The organism is Pseudoalteromonas sp. ASV78, assembly GCF_047806705.1.
Lineage (GTDB): Bacteria > Pseudomonadota > Gammaproteobacteria > Enterobacterales > Alteromonadaceae > Pseudoalteromonas > Pseudoalteromonas prydzensis_A.
In genome coordinates this window covers 1,792,746-1,813,110 of the sequence record NZ_JBLOPA010000001.1, presented here as the reverse complement: position 1 = coordinate 1,813,110, position 20,365 = coordinate 1,792,746, and the positions used below count along the sequence as shown (strand labels likewise).

The following is a 20,365-nucleotide window of genomic DNA, read 5'->3' as shown; positions in this document are numbered from 1 at the left end:
GAATTAGCTTTCATCTTGATTAACTCTGCTAACTAACCACCCGGCTAAAGTCTCAAAATCGTCATTTGCTACACTATACGGCGCACAGTTAATCGCAACATTTCTAAAGGCTGTTGCTTCTTTAATAACTTCATCTTTATTTATGTATAAAGAAGCTAAAAGGGGAATGTCTGATTGCCACAGTTGTAGTAAATCGAATTCTAGCTCAGATGCACTGTTATAACGGTTAGCTAAAAAATAATGCTGCCACTGTCCCTGTGCTTGAGAGAGGGTTTGTAATCTTTTGTAGATTAAACTATGGCATATGGGGTCACAATTAACGACTTCTAAAAATACATCATTTTTATTTAATGAGTACTGAGTTACGTCAATGTGGGCTGGGCAATCAAATAATACCCATGCATTATCGCTATTGTCGATTTGATTACAGCCTTCGATGATATGAGCTGACGAAAACTGCGCTTGGCTATTTGAGCCAAACGGTAAAAACACGACACCATCACTGTCTTGATGGAATTGACTACTCGCTTCGTTAAAAGTTGGGTAGTTGCTCCACCCCTGCTCATGTGCCCATGCTAGCCCTAAGTGTAGACCAACATCAGATTTTGGATCTAAATCTATTACATAGACTTGTTCTTTTGACTTTTTCAATGTGCACGCTAAATTTGCCACCACTGACGTTGCGCCGGTTCCTCCTTTAATTCCCTTTATGAAGATTCTTTTCATTATTTAGTCTGTTCTTTTGTTAATTTTATGATCTTGCTCTGTTTCTGTAATAGATATAGATATATCTTTAAGCAATGGGTATTTTTCAATTGTCGATTTATTTTTCGCCACATTGACTATTTCAATGTAATTTTGGTTGGCGCTGCCAAACTTCCGATATAGGTTATCAATATCATAATCCGTTAGAATACTTGATTTTTTTACTGCAAAGTGGCTCATTTAAAGCACCCTAAATGATAAAAGTCGTTTAAATTTGTGATTTGTTTGTGTACATAAGCTGTATTATATATAGAATACAACTTAAAACTAGTACTAAAGTATCCTTTTGAGGGGTTAAGTTGCCTAAATTAAATATTTCAGGATTAAATACAACATTTTCTGAACTAAAGTGTAGTGCGAATTATGCACTGATTGCGCCTTTAGACAATCAGTTAATAGAATTAACTCAAAGCATGCTTTCTAATACTAGTGAACATATATTTTTGCTGTCAAAGCAAGTCGATATTTTTTTTGAAAGTGACCATTCAGACCACTTACACACCCTGTATGACGAAGGTAAGCTGCATCCATTTAATTTAAGTAACGATATCAGCTTTGCAAAAAAGCGATGGTTTTCTAAAGGGATCCTCAATGAACTTAAAGAATACACAGTAATAAAAAATAGTTGTGTGATGGTTCATTTGAGCTCTGATATGTTTGTTGACTATAAAACCGAAGAGCTTAAAGGTCAGCTCACACTTTACAAAAATTTTTCAATTGCAGAAAATGCGACCGTGGTGTTTTTAATTTCAGGAGCAAATAATAGTGACTTGCGTCGCCAGCTCTTAATGTTTAATGATGTGATTGATGGTGTGGTAAATATGACTCAAGAAGCATCAGTTTACAGCTTAGAATATGATTTCTGGCATCATAGTGAAGGCGTTATTGCGGCAGAGACCATTAATTATCAGCGTAAAAATAACCAACTCATGGTGTTAACTGCTGACAAAGATACCTCACAAGCTTACGGTAGCAGTGCAACTAACCAAGACTTTGATGAAGATGACGTTTGGCTTGTGAAAAGTGCTGTACCAGCGGGGACAAAACTACCTGCGTATTACAAAGTTATTGAAGATAATGATGCTCTGTATGAACATGCATTTAAAATGAAGGCTGCCACGCTGGTTTTTGCTGTAACGCGCTATACCGACTTGTCTTTACTGGCTAGAGAATGTTTTTCCTTGCGAAAACAGTGCGGCAGAAAGTTAAAACTAGTAATTCAGAACGTTGATGGCGTTATTCGACATCAAGATGAGTGTTTATTTTTAACCTTAGGCGTTAACCTTATCTTATATAGTTTTTCTGAGCCTTCACGGTTATTGTCGCAGATCCAGTCGATTCAAGGTTTCCAATTTTCTAGACCGTTGCCAAGCTCAATCGACGATGTGTTAAAATACAGCGATAGCGTACTTCACAAAGGTTATTTGCCACTCAGCGATTTTGCTAAGCAGGTCACTAAGCACAGTGATTCAGCTGCTAATTTAGGCGTTAGTGGTGTGTTAGTGGTATTGGAATTATTACCACGTATTGATGCAATTCACCCGTTACATTTATTTCATGTAAAGCGAGAGGGCGATATTTTTAGCTATGTTGATGGTCAGGTATATCTCTATCTACATGCCTGCAGAGAACATGATGTAGACAGTGCTATTAAACATTTATTTAAGTTAGATATTGCTGACTTTTTCATTTCGAAAAATGTGATTGCTGATCATTTTTATATACAGCAAGAGTGTCGCCGTTTAGCTCGGGAGTATCAAGCAACACAAGTGCCTGATTACACAGAGCAGTTACAGGAAAATATAAGTTATATTTTTGATGGACAAACACCGGATGTTGCTACTTTGAGTGCTGAAACGGCTGAATTTAGAAAAGTCGTGAGACCAGTTTCTATGCCCATTAAAGTTATTCTCAAAGGGGAGTCAACATGAGCTTAAATCAGTTTTTTATAACCTTTGTAATTGCTTTATTGCTGGGGATTATCCTTGGTAATATAGGTAAGACGGTGCTAAGTAAACTTATAAAAGTGTATCGAAAACTAACATTTCGCCATGTTTTATTGATCCCATATACTCCCAAAAAACAGAAAAAGGACGGCAAGTGAAGCTTTCAGGATTAGGTGTTTGGAATTTATATTTTTTAGCAAAATTTGCTTTGTATCTGCGAGGTGATATTTCATTTGATTGGTTATCTAATGCTGCTTTTTTTGCGTTTCTTTTGTTATCAAGCGACTCTCGCATAGTTATGCGCATTAAAAATGGACTTTCTGTCGTTTTAGCAATAGCGCTTTTATATCATGATTCTTGGTTACCCCCTATTTCTAGGCTATTAAAGCAAGCTACAAACTTACAAGAGTTTAGTTTTGATTATTTTTTAGAGATTGTAGCACGCATGGTGAGTATTGATTTGTTGCTAGGCGTGTTTGTATTAAGTTTAATTTATTGGTACAGCGTAAAATGGTTACGTTATACCAGTATCACAGTCCTTGGCTTTGCGTATGTTTACTGGTTTTCAACGACACCGGTAGCAGCTGTAGATGCTAGTTTACCTACAGTGGCAAGTAATAAAGTAACATCGCAAGTGGTGCCAGTTAATATCACTCAGTCTGAACTTGCTGGTACCCCAGACCAACAATTAAAAATGTTTTATCAACAGCAAGCAAGATTAAAAACACAATTCGCTGATACGTTTCAAGGTGAACAGTTTGATGTGGTTGTGTTGAATATATGTTCATTAGCTAATGCAGATCTAAACGCAATTGGTGTTAAACCAAATGAGCTGTTTAAAAACTTTGACATTTTGTTTAGTGATTTTAATTCGGCCACCTCCTACAGTGGTCCTGCTGCAATTCGTTTGCTCAGAGCAAGTTGCGGGCAAACAGATCAAGACTCATTATTTAAACCAGTCGATGAACAATGTCACCTGTTTAATAACTTAACTAAGTTAGGTTATAGCAACAGTGTAGCAATGAATCATGATGGCCATTTTGATGATTTTATTGGCTTGCTTAACCAACACGGTGGTGTGTCAGCTCCTAAGTTTGATTTTTCTGGGTTATCACCGATGCAATATGGGTTTGACGGCAAGCCAATTTATTCTGATTCAGAAGTATTGCTGGATTGGCTTAATAAACAACCAAATAACTCTCAGCCTAGGGCCTTGTATTACAATTCAATCAGTTTACACGATGGTAATCAGTTAGCAGGACGTGGTCGAATGAATAGCTTACAAAGCTACCCAACCCGACAGCAACAATTATTCAATGATATTAATCGCTTTATTGATGAGCTTGAAAATCAAGGACGCAATGTATTGTTAGTGGTTGTGCCTGAACATGGCGCGGCATTAGCGGGCGACAAGTTACAATTTGCAGGCCTAAGAGAAATTCCAAGCCCGTCAATTGTATCAGTACCAACCGCTGTTAAGTTTATTGGGCCTAATGTGAAACGCCGTGAACTTATAGAAGTAACTGACACTGTGAGTTATTTTTCATTATCTGAGCTAATAAATAACGCAGTGAAAAGTGATGTTTTCTCTGGAACAACAGCAGTTGATAGATTACTTGGTAATACTCGCAGCATCACCAAAGTCGCTGAAAACCAGGACACCGTTATGATGTACATTAAAGGTGAACCTTATATTCAACTTGATGGCGGAGAATGGACCCGATACCCTAGTAATTAGACGCTATTGTCCAAAAATCTTTACAATAGACTACCCAGCGATGGGTAGTTAGCGTATTATTCTTGGCATATAGGTTTTCTCTTTTGAGGGTGTAATGCGTTTAGATATCCATTGTGCAGATCGTATTGGTATTGCACAAGAAATACTCAATATCTTGGTGAACTATCAAGTTGATTTAAAAGGTATTGAAGTAGATTCTGTAAACTGTCGTATGTATGTGAGTTTTCCACCGATTGAATTTGAGCAATTTCAAAAAATCATGCCTTCAATTCGGTTAATTGATGGTGTGCAGGATGTACGTACCACTGCTTTTTTACCTTCTGAGCGTGAACATAATGAGCTCAATACGTTATTGCGTGCGCTACCAGATGGGGTGATCTCAATTGATGCCAAAGGCTGGGTGAGATTATGTAATGATGCTGCGTGTAAAGACTTGCAGTTGAGCGAAAAAGAAGTAATTGGCGCAAACATTAATAATCTACTCAAAGGCTTTAACTTTACCCGTTGGTTAGAGAGTAAAGAAGTATTAGGGCAAACAACTCGCGTAGAAGTTGCGGGTGAAGATTTTATTGCTGACATATTACCCATTGCGGTGCCACAAGGAAATGAAGGTGATGTACTCGCCGGTGCGGTGATCAATATCAAATCACAGAGCCGTTTAGGTCAGCAAGTCAGTGCGTTTCGCCGTTACGGACAAGAAAGCTTTGCGACGATTCATAACTTCAGTACTGCGATGCGTCGTGTGGTGCGTGAAGCACGAAAAATGGCACAGCTTGAAGCCCCCATTTTAATCACCGGTGAAACAGGCACAGGTAAAGAGTTATTAGCGCGTGCATGTCATTATGCGTCTAACCGTTCGGTGAAACCGTTTATTGCGTTATCGTGTGCGTCTTTACCTGATGATGTGGCTGAGTCTGAATTATTTGGTTACGCCGGTTACGAAGAAAATGCCGCGCCAAAACGCGGTGTGCTTGAGCAAGCAGATGGCGGTACGGTATTTTTAGATGAAGTAGGCGAGATGTCTACTCAGCTGCAAACTAAGTTACTGCGTTTTTTACAAGATGGCACATTTCGCAAAGTGGGCGATGAGAACGAAGTAAAAGTAAATGTACGCATTATTGCTGCAACACAAAAAGACTTGCCAGCGATGGTGCAAGAGGGCGTTTTTAGAGAAGATTTATATTACCGTATTAATGTACTCACACTAGAAATAGCCCCCTTAAGAGATAGAAAAGCAGATGTTGGTCCGTTAGCTGAACATTTCATTCAAAAATATGCGCAGCAAAATGGTCATGCGATTCCGGAACTATCAGCAGAATGTTTGTCTTTTCTGCAAGAGTATCCATGGCCTGGTAACGTTCGCCAGTTAGAAAATGCGATTTATCGCGCAGTATCTTTATTAGATGATAATGAGTTGCGGGTTGATCATTTACAATTGCCCACGTTTACTCATGATCTAGGCTATTTAGAATCTGACTTTGAAGGTTCGTTAGATCAAGCTGTAAAGCGCTTTGAAGCGACGTTATTACGAAAGCTCTATCCTGCGTACCCAAGCTCTCGGCAGTTAGCTAAGCGGTTAGGCTTAAGCCATACTGCAGTGGCGAATAAACTACGCGACTATGGCATTAATCGCAAAACGGTAAAGGTTTAATTTACCGATTAAAAACCAAGACATGGGCTACTGTTTGGTGCCCATGTCTTTAGTGACCCCATCAATGGCAATATTATCAATACCGTCACCTTCAGGGTTAAACTTAATTATAATACTGATGTTATTACGAGCGAAAAAGTAGTCTTTATTATCAAGGCTAATAACATAGTTTCCTTTCACGGGTTCTTTAAATTGGCGTTTTTCTAATTTTATGGTGTGCTCACCAATTTGCCATGTAAAGCCTTCAAAAAAGCCATTATTAAACTCTTGCACCCATACTTGTTGGTCATCTTTAGCTAAGGTAATGGCAATTGAATAGGATTCCGGTAACGCCATTGCATATGTTTTGCTACCAATCGTAAATTGCTCGTCAGCTTGTTGCCAATTAAAACCAAATTTAAATGGTTTTTCAGTCCCTGTTGGGTAGCTTATTATACCCGTTCCGGGGTAGTTAAAGTCAGCCCAAGCGCTGTTGCAGCACAGCAGAAGTAAAAAGCCAAAAGAGAAAATAATTTTGTTCATTATTGTCGCTACTTTTTTTATGATTATGAATAGTGAGATTAGAGCAGAATATTCTCCAATGCAATACGCTATGCTACACTCAGTCAATTGTTAACTGGTAAGACCTTTATTGTGAACTTATATTTTCGCCTTTTATTATTGTTTTTTAAAATCAAACGCAACCGTGATTATCAAACATTGCTAGAAACTGTGGATATTGATTACAAAGCGCTGCCGAGTGATTGTGATATTAATTTGCACCTGACTAACTCTCGCTACTTGGCGATGATGGATTTAGCACGCACTTGGATGACTGAGCGAGTTGGCTTGCTTGAAACGATTATGAAAAAACGTTGGTTTCCGATTGTTAACGCCACTGCCATTACTTATATCCGTGATATTAAGCCAATGCAGCGTTATACCATTAGCACGCGCTTAGTTGGTTGGGATCATAAGTATTTTTATATTGAGCAAAAGTTTCATTCAGCGCGAGGTTTGCATGCGATTGCGTATGTTAGAGGGGTGTTTAAACGTAAGCGTGGCGTAGTCAGTGTCGAAGAAATGCTAGAGGCGGTTAACTTTGATGGTGTTGCGCCGATTTTACCAGCAGAGATAATGCACTGGAAAGAAATGTTAGAGCAGAAAAAAATAACAAATCTTCCCAGTTAATGTTCGCTTATCATAAAAAGGCCGTGAGGCCTTTTTTAGTGGCTACTTAAAAAGCGTATTTAACCCCTAACATAGCAACGACAGGGTCAATTTTTACTGTTGAAGTAAGCGCTTGCTTGCCATCGGCATAAACAGTTGCATCAGTTTCAATATCCATGATTGATACCATCGCATGTACGCCCCAGTTTTGATCTAGCATGTAATTAAAGCCCGCTTGTGCTACAAAACCAAATGAATTATCAAGTTTTACTTCAACGTTGTTGGTGCCAAGTACTGTTTTTAGCGCTGTAGAAGGTTGCTCATCAAAAAACACTGTGTAGTTAATACCCACACCAACGAACGGACGAAATGCTGAAGTACTTTCTAAAAAGTGATATTGAGCGATTAGTGATGGCGGTAATTGCTTAATATCTGCTATTTTATTGCCGGCTAAGCCACCTGCGCCATTAACTTCATGAGAAAAGGGTGTTGCAGCAACCAATTCTAAAACCCACTGATCGTTAAATGCATAGTCAACTGTAATACCCAGTTGTGTATCTGAGCTACCTTTTAAGCCTAAACTTGGATCTTCATTGATCGCTGAGCTGCTATTGTCAGGGTTAACATTAATAGCACCGACATTAACGCTTAAGTTTGCACTGGCGAAAGGAGATGCGATTAAAAGTGAGGTGAGTAACGCTGCGCTAAGTTGTTTTTTCATGCTGTTCTCCGAGAACTACTTTTTGAATTGACGCTATTATCAGCCAAACAAAAAATAAAAAACTGTTCTAGATCAAGCTTTATCACCGTGTATTTGGCGCGGCAGAGTTTGTTTGATATAGATTAAGGTTTGCTTATTTGAGTACAGAAACTCATTGACATGGCACTCCTTTTTTTTGCGTCATTCATCAATAGGTCATGATTTTAAGATACAATGAGTTGCTCAATTTAAGGTATGCTATGAATCAAACTAATTCACTTTTTCTTAATGGCTCTATCAGCAAGGCGTTATTAAAACTTGCCGTTCCTATTATTCTTATCAACATTTTACAATCAGCTTATCAACTCACTGATGCGTTTTGGGTTGGTCGCTTAGGGGCGGCACAAGTTGCTGCGGTGTCTGTCAGTATGCCGGTGACATTTTTAGTGATTGCGATTGGTTCTGGGCTTGCCATGGCGGGGGCTATATTATCCGCGCAATATATGGGCGCAGGCCAACAAGATAAGGTGAATCATGTTGCCGCGCAAACTGTGCTGATGGTGACGGTGACAGCGATTATATTAGGGGTAATTGGTTATTTCTTATCACCTTACTTTTTACATTTGTTGGGTGTTGAAGATGCGGTCTATAACGATGCTTTAAAATTTATGCATGTGTCGTTTGCCGGTGTAGTGTTTGTGTTTATTTATGCCATGTTTCAGGCTTTAATGCGGGGGATCGGGCAAACAAAAGTGCCCTTGATCATAGTGACAGTGACTGTGCTGTTGAATTTTGTGCTCGATCCGCTATTTATCTTTGGCTATGGTAGTTTTGAAGGCCTAGGTGTAATGGGAGCCGCATTAGCAACCTTAGTAACGCAAAGCTTAGCTGCCATCGCTGGGATTGTTATTTTTCTACGTGGCCGCCATGGCATTAAACTTAAGCTTTCAAGTTTCGCTCCTGATTATAGCTATATAAAACAAGCGTTTTATTTAGGTGCACCAGGCTCCGTTGAGCTCTCTGCGCGCGCCTTTGGCCTTATAATCATGTCTTTCTTGGTGGCCAGTTTTGGCACTCAAACCATTGCATCTTATGGCGTGGGGTCTAATATTTTGCAGATGGTGATGATCCCAGCAATGGGGCTTTCGATGGCTGTATCTACCTTAGTTGGGCAAAACATGGGCGCAGGTAATCCGCAACGAGCAGAGCAAATTACCAAATTGGCGGTGCTCTGGGGTTTATGTGGTTTGTCTTTTATTGGGGCGATTGCGTATCTATTTGCACCTTACTTAGTGGCATTTTTTATCCCTGATGATCAAGCTGTGATCAATAAAGGGGCAGAGTTTATTCGGGTAATGTGTTTAACTTGGGGTGGCATTGGTGTGCAGTTATGCGTAGTGGCTGCATTTAGAGCATCGGGCAATATGCTAAATGCGATGTTGTTGGCGTTGTTTTCTCAATGCGTAGTACAGTTTCCGGTGGCGTATATTTTGTCAAAACACACGCCACTTAGCGATCAAGGGATTTGGTACTCGTTTGCAGTCACCAATGTGCTCGTAGCCGTGGTGTCGTATTTATGGTTTATTCGTGGCCGTTGGCAACAGACAAAACTCACCAAAGACGATAAAGACATCGCTCAAGTCAGCCAAGAAGCATTTATCGAAGAAGGTGCACACTAATACGTGTTTTCATAAAGCGGTCATAAATTCAGGTTGTAATGAATACACTCTATATAAATAGGTGTGTTTATTATGACCTTAGCAGCCCAAGCCCACATCGTTCATCGAGCAACTCAGATTAATACTGTTGTTGACGACTTACAAACTCTGATCAAATTTAAATCAGTTACGCCACAGCAAGCAGGCGCAATTGATTGGCTTAGTGCCCAGTTAAGAACACTCGGTTTTAACTGTGAACAATTTACCTTTAATAAAGTGACTAATCTTATTGCCAAAATTAGCTTTGGTGATGGGCCTAACTATGCTTTTTCAGGCCACATTGATGTAGTTCCAGCCTCAGGAGGACCGTGGCGAGCAGAGCCATTTTCAGGGGAAATTATTGATGGTGCTATTTATGGTCGCGGCGCCGCCGATATGAAAGGAGGCGTTGCCGCCATGTTATCAGCCAGTCGCGCCTTAGTTAGCCATGTAGCCGAAAAACAAGGTACTTTTTATTGGCTGATCACCTCAGATGAGGAAGGCGAAGCCGAATATGGCTCACTACTGATTGCAGAGCGTTTAGCGCAACAGGGCATCCAACTTGACGGCTGCATTGTCGGCGAGCCAACCAGTCATTTGCATGTTGGTGATACCATTAAAAATGGTCGTCGCGGGGCGCTTTCTGCACGGTTAACAATTAAAGGTAAGGCAGGGCATGTTGCTTACCCAGAAAACACCTTAAATGCAGCCCACTTAAGTGCCGATGTGGTGAAGCGGTTGACTAATATTACGTGGCAACGTGATGAGCACAGCTCTAAAACCAGTGTGCAAATCACTGGAATTAATATTGCAAATGTGGTCGATAATATGGTGCCAGCACGGTGTGAAATGACATTTAATATTCGTTATAGCCATGGTTATAAAAGCAGTGATATAAAAAATGACATTCAATTCGCGTTAGCTGACTTACAGCAATATATAGATATTGAGTGGCAGCGTCCCTGTGAATCATTTTATACCAGTCATCAAACACATAATTGTTTATTAGCAAAAGTAGAGCAAGCGGTTTTTGATATAACCGGGAGTTACCCGTTATTAAGTACCAGTGGCGGAACTTCTGATGGGCGTTTTTTTGCCAATGATTACACCCAAGTCATTGAATGCGGAGTACGAAATAATACCATTCACCAAGTTAACGAGCATGTGCCTATTAATGATTTACTTAAAATAGAGCAGATCTATACGCGCTTATTAGAGCAAATATTCATTTTAGTTGAGAGATGAATTAATGTGGTTTGCTTCTTATTCAGGTAACCATATTTTTTGCTAGAAAAATAGTTTCTCAGTGGTATTTTTATGCATTAAAGTATATTTTAGGTACTCCATTTCGTGATTAGTTTGGTCTATTTAAGGAATAATAAATTAATGATAAGAATGGCTAAGAAAGATGATTTAACGGCAGTCCTAAAATTATATAAAGAGCTGCGCCCAACAGATCCTGAATTAGAAAGTAACCTAGCAAATCAAACATGGCTGGCGATGATCGAAGATCCGCAAACTTTTCTGATCGTTGCCGATATAGCTGGCGAGCTTGCTTCGACATGTGCTTTGACTATCAATAAAAGCATCGCCAATGGCGCAAGGCCCTTTGCAATGATAGAGCATGTGATCACCGCGCAAAAGTTTCGTAGACAAGGCTTAAGCCGCCAAGTATTAGAATTTGCGATTAGTAGCGCATGGCAACAAAATTGTTGTAAAGTCATGTTGCTATCTGGTGAGAAACTGACAGCAGCACACGCTTTATACGAGTCAGTCGGGTTTCAAGCCGATATTGAAAAAGGCTTTGTAATCAAACCAACCTTATAACTTGGAAAGGTTGGATGTAAAAATGACAATAAAATTGATCAATGATCAAACTTGGTCAGCAGTGTTAGAAATACAAGCACAGGCATACTCAAGTGTTGAGCCTGAAAGTTTAGCTGTGCTAAAAAGTAAGTGGTATAACTCGCCCGAAAGTTGTTTTTTTTATCAGCAAGATGAAAGTATTGTTGGCTATTTGTTAGCACATGCTTGGCACAGTGATGTGCCGCCAGAATTATCTCAGCCGTTACCAAATGAAACTACAGGAAGCATTTTATTTCTGCATGATCTAGCTGTCTCTAAGAGTGCATTAGGCCGTGGAGTAGCGACAATGATGTACCAACATTTACATCAGCATGCTTTATTATCGGCATACCAGCAGATCAGACTTGTGGCTTTACAAAACTCAGTGGGATTTTGGCAGCGACAAGGCTTTGTATGTGTAGATCAAAACATCAGTAGCAGCTATGGTACTGATGCCTGTTTGATGCAGAAAAAGCTTTACTAGCCAAGGGTTTAAGTGCTTTTAGCCAAAAGTGTACATTATCTGTGGCCCCAAAAGCACTTAGCCAAACTCTATGCTCAAGTTAATTATATATACCTTAGATGAAGCTAAATTCACTCTTTTCCTAGGTATCTTTTTGCTTTGCCTTCTTTTACTTTTTCAAGATCAACAAGCACTAAGCCATCAATACAATTATTGAAATCAGGATCAACACTAAAACTTAAAAACTGTACGCCGCCAGGCTCACATAGTTCGGTGTATTGTTTAAATAAAGTGGGTACTTGGGCACCCATGTTTGCGAGCACATGTTTGAGCTCAACAAAGTCTTCTTTAACATCATCACCACAAAATAGGTTTTGGCATTGTTTGAACTGCTGTTCAGTGAGCCTAAACTCATTGTTAGGCGTAGCGAGCTTTTGCTCAGCAGCGTAATAATGTTGATAGTAATGTACCAGCAATGCTTTTGCTTGTTCTGGTAGGGCGTTTGAAACACTCACCGCACCGTATAAATAGCGATATTGTGGGTAGTTTTGAATAAATGCGCCGATGCCATACCATAAATAATCAAGGCTTTTACGCCCCCAATATTTAGGTTGCACAAAGCTGCGACCAAGCTCGATACCCGCCTTGAAATAGGGGGTCATTTCATCACTGTAGGAAAATAAGCTGTCAGTATATAAACCTTTGCGGCCGTGTTTATCAATAATAGCTTGCGCGCAGGCAAGTCTGTATGCGCCAACCAATTCAAGTTGTGAGCCATCCCATAAAACCAAGTGCTGATAATCCATATCGTACTTATCAATATCACGACGCTTACCACTGCCTTCACCAACGGTACGAAATGAAATCTCTCGCAATCGGCCAAGCTCTCTGAAAATCGGTGAGCTGCCTTGATATTGATAAAGGTATATTTGCATGCCGTCTTGCGTGGTACCTAATAGCTCACACTGTTCGATGGCTTTTTTTAGCTCCTTCCGGCATTCCGAAGAGGCGATGGGCGCTTGCGTTTTAAGCGGTAAGGTTTTCTTTGAGGTAAGTGCATAAAGCTGCTTACGGATCAGATTTACTACTTCTTTGTCTTTGAGGTTTTCAATTAAATAAGACTCTGGAGGTATCGATGCGCCAATTTCAAACTCTAATGACTTTTGTCGTTGTTTAAACATTTCTTTAACCAGTAATAAACTCGCTAACGGCTTGTAAATCATCGAGGTGCCATAAAAAAGTGGGCTATTTTTGGCTTTAATAAAAATCGGTAAAATCGGCGCATTGGCTTTTTTTGCGATCCGTAAAAAGCCGCTATTCCACTTACAATCTTTAATTCCGGTAGGGCTTAAACGCGACACTTCACCGGCTGGGAAAATGAGAATGGCCCCAGCTTCTTTAAGGTGCTGGTGGATATTATTGAGTTCTTGCTTTTTACTGGCGCCCGATAAGTTATCGACCGGCAGTAATAATGAGTGCATTGGCGTAACCGACATTAACATGCGATTGGCAACGACCTTTAAATCCTTACGAACACTTGATAATACTTTAATTAATGCCAGTGCATCTAAAGAGCCAATAGGGTGGTTAGCAACAATAACTAACTTACCTTCGCTAGGAATATTCTCAATCTGCTTTGGCTTGTAGCGAGTATCAAAATCTAATTCATCTAACACTTGCTCAACAAACTCAATGCCTTGTAAGTGCGGGTAGGCATCACCAAATGCAACAAATTCTTGTTCGTGAAGCAAATAACCTAAGCCTTTTTTAACTAAACTTTTTACTTTAGGTGAGTTTTCTAATTGTGGTAGATTTGCTGCGATTACTTTATCAACACTGATCATAATTACCTCGTTTGCATATGGTGATCAATATATCGCCAGAGTAAAAGCTTGCCATGACAGTTAGGTTGCAGTTGTGTGACTTTTTAAAGAGCCGAGCAGTAATTCGATTAGATTAAATGTTTTAACAAAGGTTATACTCTTTGCAAATCAATAACTCTAGAGGCATAACATGAGCGTACTCGTTGCGATTAGTGGACGTGATTGCAGTAAAATTATTACTGCGTTAGCTGCTAAATTACCAGATGTAAAAATTTCCCAGTGGCCAGACTGTGATAACTTAGAGGATGTTGAATTTGTGCTTGCTTGGCTGGCACCTGCAGATATGTGGGCACAACTACCAAATTTAAAAGCAGTTTCTTCATTTGGCGCTGGTGTTGATAGCATTGATTTAAATTTACTCCCCGATAATGTCGTTGTGACACGCATAGTGGATGAAAATTTAGCCGAAGATATGGCTGAATATGTGCTTACCCATATTTTAGCGCATAAACTCAGGCTTAAAGACTATGTGATTAAGCAACAACAACGACAATGGCAACCCAAACGCGCTTATAGCCATAATCATGTGGTGATCTTAGGCTTTGGTGAGTTAGGGCAAAGTTGTGCTAAACGTTTACTGGCTAATAATTTTAGCGTCAGTGCAGTTTCGCAAAGCCCTAAAAATATACCTGAGGTAAATTGTATTCATCAAGCAAGTGAGTTACCGAATTTGTTAGCAGAAGCTGATTATCTGGTGTGTTTATTACCACTAACGGCACAAACGAAAGGGTTTATTAATCGTGACTTATTAGCACAATTACCAGCGCACGCTGTACTTATTAATGTAGCGCGCGGGCAGCATGTTGTTGCTGAGGATTTACTTTGGGCATTAGATAAGCAGGTTATTCGCGCAGCAACATTGGATGTATTCGATCATGAGCCTTTAGCTGTCGATCACCCATTTTGGCACCACCCAGCAATTACTATCACACCGCATTGCGCAGCGCTATCTGATATTAACAGTGTCACCCAGCAAATAGCTGATAATGTACAGCGTTTGCAGGCGGGCGATGATCTAAAGAATAAGATTAATAGAACAAAAGGTTATTAATATTAGAGAATAATTGCATTCTACATGTTGTTAACATATGTTATTTTGGTTAGTCTAGGTAGGTATCTCTATAATAAAAATAACAATAAGGTTTATTATGAAACAGCAACAGGGTGGTGTAAAACTCAGTATTATTGTGATCTCTATTATTTTAATGGGCGTGTCCGCATGGTTTAACCAAGCTGGTGCGAATGAGCAAGCCGAGGTAATACAAGAGCAAACACAATAATAAGCTTTACGCAGCGCTCATTATTTACACCGGGTCAGCGTTTACTGTGACGTTCCCGGTTTTCACTCTTTTTCTCATCACTTTTCTTTATCAATACATACGTTGCGCCACTTCCTCCATGGTGCCTCAATGCACTATGAAAAGCTAACACGCAATCAATTTCCTGTAGCCATTTGTTGGTATAACTTTTTAAAATTCCTGGGGTCTTTTTATTCTTAAAGCCTATACCATGGCGGATCAGCACCACGCGGATATTACGTGTTTGGCAATCGCTTATAAATTCAAAAAGTGCGTGGCGTGCAGTTTTGAGAGCACGACCATGTAAGTCCAGCGTAGCATCAAGTTGATATTTAGCTAACCGTAAGTTTTTGAATACAGCTGCTTGAACTCCCGCATTTTTATAGCTTAACACTGCATCTGGCGCGAGTAGCTCGACCAACTCACTGCGTAGATAGTTTTCATCATTGTTTAAATCTAGCTCTGCAGATTTGCGTTTTTCTTGTTGTGCTAACGAGAGCTGCGCGGCACGAGGGGTTGGTTTGATGGTATCGTGATCGAGGCGGACTACGTCTTCCATAGACGTTAAAAATAAATCAAAGTCAGATAAAGGCATAGTAGAGCTCACAGTAAAATCCAAAGTAGCATAATACGACAATGATTTTAACTTAGTTCATTTTGCTGCCCAAGTTATATTCGCGCAAAAAAATACCCCACCGAGTAAAGCGCGGTAGGGTATATAAAATTATCTAGGGAGAGATATTAATTCTGCGGCACATTCAACTGCCCAAAGGTATAAACTTTGAACAGGTAAAACGTGTTGATCAACACTAAACTCATGTTTGAAATAACACTCGATGACATTAAATCCAAGCTAAATGATAAAAACAGTAGCACGCAGGCGCTGATCGCCGCTACACGCAATATCGTTAATTGATTGATAAAAAACGCCCCTAATCCTAGGGCTAACAGTATAAAATTTAAAAGCCAATCTAGCTCGTTTAGCATGGTTGTATCATTGTTCATGTGTTGAAAAAAGGAGCGCCATTATGGTGATAATTTGCGCACCTTTCAACCAAGTAATTTTATATTTTCAGATTAGTTTTTTTAATCCAAAATTAATTTTTTTAAAGCAGAAAAAAAGCCTGCTTGTTCGGTTATTCGATATTTTTGGCAGGTCTCAGGTTGCTTATTGTTTTGGCATAAATAAAGGCTATTACGTGCTAAATCGACATTTGGCTGTAAATTTGAATCAAATAACATTGCACCGTAGCCAAATAATCCTGGCCAATACACACTTTGCGTGACTAGCCCTAGTTTTTCATAGGTTAATAACTGTGGTTTGGGGATAATTAAAATAGCGCAGACAAGGATAACTGCAGCGATAAGGCCTGTGCGACTTTTTTTGGTTACGGGTAATTCAGGACTAACGCTTGACTCTTTTACAGCGCGTGTTTGAGTGGGGGCTTGGCGCTTGTTAGTTGATGCCGTTGGTTTTTTTCGTTGTGGGGTTTTTCCTAACAAGGATTGTTTTTTTATATTGTTTGACATAAAGCAAATCTGGCCTTTTAAGCAGAGCTCTCTATAATGAGATTATTAAATTAGAAAAGTTAGTTATTAAGCATAATAACTTAAACCTAGTTCATAACCTACGGGGATCAACCATGAATACGCAGCTTTCAATTTTAATAGTGGATGATGTGGGCACAGTGCGTAGCTTTCTTAATCAAACACTCATGCACTTAGGCATTGAAAATGTTAAAGAAGCATCAACAGCTGCACAATGCATCAGTGCATGTCAGGCGGCCGATTATAATATTATTTTTTTAGATATAGAATTGCCTGACGGCGATGGTAAAGAGATTATTGCCCAGATCAATGAGATAAACCCTGAAACCAACGTGGTGATGGTTTCGGCTCATTCAACCGTTGAGAACGTTAAAGATGCGATTGACAAAGGCGCCAAAGGGTTTGTTGTTAAGCCGTTTACACCGAAGAAGATTGCAGCCATGTTGAAAAAGTTTTACCCAGATTTAGAAGTGGTGTAATGGGTTTAATAACAGATATAAAAAAACCGGCCTAGGCCGGTTTTTTATATTCTAGCAAAAACAAATTATAGCGCTTTGATCTTAGCTGCTAAACGGCTCTTATGACGAGCTGCTTTGTTTTTGTGAATTAGACCTTTAGTTGCATAACGGTCTAAAATAGGTGTAGCAACTGCGAAAGCTTGCTGTGCAGCTTCCTTGTCGCCCGCTTCAATAGCAACAACTACTTTTTTGAAGTATGTACGCATCATTGAACGACGGCTTGCGTTATGCTGACGGTTTTTTTCGCTAGTGATAGCGCGTTTTTTTGCAGACTTGATGTTAGCCAAGGTTTGCTCCTAACAATCTTAAAATAAGCTTAATTTAAAGGCCGTGGAATATGCCTTTTTTAATCATGAATGTCAATAAAAATTTGACATGCCAAGAAAAACTGCTCCTATGTAACGAACATCAATTTGCCGCTCTAGCAGTTAATAACGCTATTGTAACAAAGGCGGTGAGTTCAGCCTAGTGCTTTAGAGCGATTTATAAAAAAGACTGTGGCATAATCGGCTTTATTGTTGGTTTTAAAGCAGGTTTAAAGTGGCTAAAGGATTATTTCGTTCCGGTATGATTGTAAGTTGTATGACAATGATATCGCGTATTTTAGGCTTAGTGCGAGATGCCGTTGTTGCGAATTTACTCGGCGCAGGTGCTGCCGCCGATGTTTTTTTATTCGCTAACCGAATTCCCAATTTTTTACGTCGTTTATTTGCCGAAGGTGCGTTTGCGCAGGCATTTGTGCCGGTGTTGTCTGAAATTACACAGCAGCAAGGCGACGACAAAGTTAGGCTGTTTGTTGCTCAGGCAGCCGGTACATTAGGGACTATCTTACTTATTGTAACGCTCATTGGTGTTATTGCATCGCCCGTTATTGCTGCGTTGTTTGGTACCGGCTGGTTTATTGAGTGGTGGCAAGGGGGGCCAGACGGTGAGAAATTTGTATTAGCCAGCAGCTTACTTAAGCTCACTTTCCCTTATTTATTCTTTGTCAGTCTGGTCGCGCTCAGTGGTGCGGTGATGAATGTTTATAACCGTTTTGCTGTTGCTGCTTTTACGCCGGTGTTATTGAATGTTTCGATTATTGGCTGTGCCATATTCTTACATGATAAATTCTCGGTTGGCGCATATTCACTTGCCATTGGTGTATTTGTTGGTGGTGTGGTGCAGTTATTGTTTCAATTACCGTTTTTATATCGCGCAAAAATGCTTAGCCGTCCGCGCTGGGCTTGGCAAGACGAAAATGTAAAAAAAGTCCGTAAGTTAATGTTACCGGCGTTGTTTGGGGTATCGATTAGTCAAATTAATCTACTTCTAGATACCATGATCGCGTCATTGTTGATGACAGGGTCAATTGCTTGGTTATATTACTCTGACCGGTTAATCGAGTTCCCTTTAGGTTTATTTGGTATCGGTATTGCGACGGTGATTTTGCCAGCATTATCAAAATTGCACAGCAGCAAAAAAAGCAGCGATTTTCAGCACACCTTAGATTGGGGGGTGCGTTTTGTGATCTTTTTAGGTTTACCAGCGATGGTTGGTTTAATGATCATAAGCCCGTTAATTATCTCGGTGTTATTTGATCACGGCGCATTTAAAGATGACGAGATTGACCATGTTCAGGCTGTAAGTATGGGAGTTATGGCCTATTCAGTAGGATTAGTTAGCTTTATGCTGATCAAAGTATTAGCGCCAGGCTTTTATGCTCGCCAAGATACCAAAACACCGGTGCGTATTGGTATTATTACCTTGGTGCTCAATATGGTGTTTAACATTATGCTGGCGCCGTTTATTGGTTATTTAGGCTTAGCCCTCGCCACTTCAATGTCGGCCAGCTGTAATGCGTATTTGCTGTATCGTCAATTAAGCAAAGAGCAGGTTTATCAGTTTTCGCGTTTTAGCTTACTGTTTACCTGCAAATGTGTTGCAGCCTCCTTACTCATGGGATCCGTAGTGTGGTATGCCGCAACGCAGTTTTTATGGCGTCAATGGCATTTTAGTGAGCAAGTTTTTTTACTTTCAGGTTTACTTGCGTTGGCAGGCGTTGTGTACTTTTTAGCGTTGTTTTTACTCGGTGTGCGACTAAATACCATAAAAAACGTTGTTACTGCACAATTGGACTAAAAAAATTAACTGAAACTCGCATCTTGAGGTGGTTTGGGTATAATCGGTGGTTCTGTAACCCAAGTGAAATTTTACTCGGTACATAACGCTCATTAAGGCATTAGGTGGCATGGAGTTAATTAGAGGTATTCACAATATTCGCACGCAGCATTATGGCTGTGTGTTGACCATTGGTAATTTTGATGGCGTGCATTTAGGTCATGCTGAAGTACTCAATGGGTTACTCAATGACGCTAAAAAATATAACTTACCCAGCACGGTCATGTTATTTGAGCCGCAGCCGCAAGAATTCTTTGCTAAAGATAATGCGCCAGCTCGACTAACGCGATTACGTGACAAGCTACGTTTGTTAGCTAAATTGGGCGTAGAACGCGTTATTTGCATTAGTTTTAATCAACAATTTGCCAACATGCAAGCTGAGCAATTTGTAACAGAAATACTGGTCAATAAGCTTGGCGTTAAAGCATTAACAGTGGGTGATGATTTTCGCTTTGGCAAAAGGCGTCAGGGGGATTTTAATTTACTCACTAAGATGGGCCAAGCGGCGCAGATGGATGTAAAAAGCACCGCGAGTTTTCGGCAATTAAATGCTAGAGTAAGTAGCACTTTGATCCGCCAAGCACTCGCTGACGGTCAATTAGTGCAAGCCAAAGCGATGCTCGGTCATGATTATGCAATATCAGGACGAGTGATCCATGGCTGGAAGCGTGGCCGAGAATTAGGCTTTCGCACCGCGAATATCGCATTAAAACGGCAAGTCTGCCCTGTAAATGGGGTGTTTGCTGTGCAAGTGACGTTAAACGATAAAACAGTGTATGGGGTTGCAAATATTGGCAACAAACCCACATTTAATGGAACACGCGCATTATTAGAAGTTCATTTGTTCGACTTTGCGCAAGATATTTATGGACAGTTTATGCACGTGGAGTTAATTAAAAAACTTCGCGATGAGAAAAAATTCGAGACATTAACACAATTGACGGCACAAATAGCAACTGACGTTGCTGCTGCAAAACAGTGTTTTGGTTTAAATTAGGTAGCCG

At 40.0% G+C, this 20,365-nt stretch carries 22 protein-coding genes; 13 read left to right on the top strand and 9 right to left on the bottom strand.

The window, feature by feature from the left end; translation table 11 throughout:
• Positions 1–3: 3 nt before the first annotated feature.
• A complete protein-coding gene (gene bcsQ, locus ACMVDV_RS08330) occupies positions 4–726 on the bottom strand; it encodes a cellulose biosynthesis protein BcsQ (protein ID WP_304185717.1) in 723 nt (240 codons plus the stop codon).
• A gap of 3 nt (positions 727–729) precedes the next feature.
• Positions 730–945 carry a BcsR/BcsP family cellulose biosynthesis protein gene (gene bcsR / locus ACMVDV_RS08325; RefSeq protein WP_283711023.1) on the bottom strand — a complete coding sequence of 72 codons (216 nt, stop codon included), beginning with the start codon at positions 943–945 and terminating at the stop codon, positions 730–732.
• Positions 946–1,064: 119 nt separating this feature from the next.
• Here bcsR and bcsE point away from each other — a divergent pair, with 119 nt between their 5' ends.
• The 3 genes from bcsE to tyrR all read left to right on the top strand — a co-directional run bounded on the left by bcsE (position 1,065) and on the right by tyrR (position 6,100).
• Positions 1,065–2,696, top strand: coding sequence for a cellulose biosynthesis protein BcsE (bcsE, locus tag ACMVDV_RS08320; RefSeq protein ID WP_416157794.1), 1,632 nt, complete (start codon positions 1,065–1,067; stop codon positions 2,694–2,696).
• A 169-nt stretch (positions 2,697–2,865) separates the two neighbouring features.
• Complete coding sequence (gene bcsG, locus ACMVDV_RS08315) at positions 2,866–4,449, top strand: cellulose biosynthesis protein BcsG (RefSeq protein ID WP_416157793.1); 1,584 nt, start codon at positions 2,866–2,868, stop codon at positions 4,447–4,449.
• 94 nt (positions 4,450–4,543) lie between these two features.
• Complete coding sequence (tyrR, locus tag ACMVDV_RS08310) at positions 4,544–6,100, top strand: transcriptional regulator TyrR (RefSeq protein ID WP_304185712.1); 1,557 nt, start codon at positions 4,544–4,546, stop codon at positions 6,098–6,100.
• A gap of 27 nt (positions 6,101–6,127) precedes the next feature.
• Here tyrR and ACMVDV_RS08305 read toward each other — a convergent pair whose 3' ends face one another.
• A complete protein-coding gene (locus tag ACMVDV_RS08305) occupies positions 6,128–6,622 on the bottom strand; it encodes a hypothetical protein (protein WP_304185710.1) in 495 nt (164 codons plus the stop codon).
• Positions 6,623–6,733: 111 nt separating this feature from the next.
• Between ACMVDV_RS08305 and ACMVDV_RS08300 the strand changes: the two genes are divergently transcribed.
• Positions 6,734–7,270, top strand: coding sequence for a thioesterase family protein (locus ACMVDV_RS08300; protein WP_304185709.1), 537 nt, complete (start codon positions 6,734–6,736; stop codon positions 7,268–7,270).
• Between the two features lie 46 nt (positions 7,271–7,316).
• Here the strand turns inward: ACMVDV_RS08300 and ACMVDV_RS08295 are convergent, their stop codons facing one another.
• A complete protein-coding gene (locus tag ACMVDV_RS08295; RefSeq protein ID WP_304185708.1) occupies positions 7,317–7,970 on the bottom strand; it encodes an OmpW/AlkL family protein in 654 nt (217 codons plus the stop codon).
• Between the two features lie 239 nt (positions 7,971–8,209).
• Between ACMVDV_RS08295 and ACMVDV_RS08290 the strand changes: the two genes are divergently transcribed.
• From ACMVDV_RS08290 to ACMVDV_RS08275, 4 genes are all read left to right on the top strand, one after another.
• Positions 8,210–9,628, top strand: coding sequence for an MATE family efflux transporter (locus ACMVDV_RS08290; RefSeq protein WP_416157792.1), 1,419 nt, complete (start codon positions 8,210–8,212; stop codon positions 9,626–9,628).
• Positions 9,629–9,700: 72 nt separating this feature from the next.
• Positions 9,701–10,891: a succinyl-diaminopimelate desuccinylase gene (gene dapE / locus ACMVDV_RS08285; RefSeq protein WP_416157791.1), complete on the top strand. Its 1,191-nt coding sequence runs from the start codon at positions 9,701–9,703 to the stop codon at positions 10,889–10,891.
• A 150-nt stretch (positions 10,892–11,041) separates the two neighbouring features.
• A complete protein-coding gene (locus ACMVDV_RS08280) occupies positions 11,042–11,473 on the top strand; it encodes a GNAT family N-acetyltransferase (RefSeq protein ID WP_416157790.1) in 432 nt (143 codons plus the stop codon).
• Positions 11,474–11,495: 22 nt separating this feature from the next.
• Positions 11,496–11,975, top strand: a complete 480-nt coding sequence (locus ACMVDV_RS08275; RefSeq protein ID WP_416157789.1) for a GNAT family N-acetyltransferase — start codon at positions 11,496–11,498, stop codon at positions 11,973–11,975.
• Positions 11,976–12,085: 110 nt separating this feature from the next.
• On the opposite strand, the gene ACMVDV_RS08270 is transcribed toward ACMVDV_RS08275, so the two are convergent.
• A complete protein-coding gene (locus ACMVDV_RS08270) occupies positions 12,086–13,798 on the bottom strand; it encodes a GNAT family N-acyltransferase (protein WP_416157788.1) in 1,713 nt (570 codons plus the stop codon).
• A 169-nt stretch (positions 13,799–13,967) separates the two neighbouring features.
• Between ACMVDV_RS08270 and ACMVDV_RS08265 the strand changes: the two genes are divergently transcribed.
• A complete protein-coding gene (locus tag ACMVDV_RS08265; RefSeq protein ID WP_416157787.1) occupies positions 13,968–14,888 on the top strand; it encodes a 2-hydroxyacid dehydrogenase in 921 nt (306 codons plus the stop codon).
• 97 nt (positions 14,889–14,985) lie between these two features.
• The gene (locus tag ACMVDV_RS08260; protein ID WP_263973403.1) at positions 14,986–15,117 is read left to right on the top strand and encodes a hypothetical protein; all 132 of its coding nucleotides are present in this window, start codon (positions 14,986–14,988) and stop codon (positions 15,115–15,117) included.
• 34 nt (positions 15,118–15,151) lie between these two features.
• Here ACMVDV_RS08260 and smrA read toward each other — a convergent pair whose 3' ends face one another.
• The 3 genes from smrA to ACMVDV_RS08245 form a co-directional block, all read right to left on the bottom strand.
• Complete coding sequence (gene smrA, locus ACMVDV_RS08255) at positions 15,152–15,730, bottom strand: DNA endonuclease SmrA (protein ID WP_304185770.1); 579 nt, start codon at positions 15,728–15,730, stop codon at positions 15,152–15,154.
• Positions 15,731–15,876: 146 nt separating this feature from the next.
• On the bottom strand, positions 15,877–16,122 hold the full coding sequence (locus ACMVDV_RS08250) for a hypothetical protein (protein ID WP_064665936.1): 246 nt from the start codon (positions 16,120–16,122) through the stop codon (positions 15,877–15,879).
• A 99-nt stretch (positions 16,123–16,221) separates the two neighbouring features.
• On the bottom strand, positions 16,222–16,665 hold the full coding sequence (locus tag ACMVDV_RS08245; RefSeq protein WP_416157786.1) for a hypothetical protein: 444 nt from the start codon (positions 16,663–16,665) through the stop codon (positions 16,222–16,224).
• A 113-nt stretch (positions 16,666–16,778) separates the two neighbouring features.
• Between ACMVDV_RS08245 and ACMVDV_RS08240 the strand changes: the two genes are divergently transcribed.
• Complete coding sequence (locus tag ACMVDV_RS08240) at positions 16,779–17,162, top strand: response regulator (protein WP_304185698.1); 384 nt, start codon at positions 16,779–16,781, stop codon at positions 17,160–17,162.
• A gap of 65 nt (positions 17,163–17,227) precedes the next feature.
• Here ACMVDV_RS08240 and rpsT read toward each other — a convergent pair whose 3' ends face one another.
• Positions 17,228–17,488 (bottom strand): 30S ribosomal protein S20, encoded by a 261-nt coding sequence (gene rpsT / locus ACMVDV_RS08235; protein ID WP_016708897.1) that lies wholly within the window; start codon positions 17,486–17,488, stop codon positions 17,228–17,230.
• Positions 17,489–17,783: 295 nt separating this feature from the next.
• On the opposite strand from rpsT, the gene murJ reads away from it, so the two are divergent.
• Both murJ and ribF read left to right on the top strand, forming a co-directional pair.
• Positions 17,784–19,322, top strand: a complete 1,539-nt coding sequence (gene murJ / locus ACMVDV_RS08230; protein WP_416157785.1) for a murein biosynthesis integral membrane protein MurJ — start codon at positions 17,784–17,786, stop codon at positions 19,320–19,322.
• 109 nt (positions 19,323–19,431) lie between these two features.
• Entirely contained in the window at positions 19,432–20,358 is a 927-nt protein-coding gene (ribF, locus tag ACMVDV_RS08225) for a bifunctional riboflavin kinase/FAD synthetase (protein ID WP_304185695.1), read from the top strand.
• The last annotated feature ends 7 nt before the right edge of the window (positions 20,359–20,365 follow it).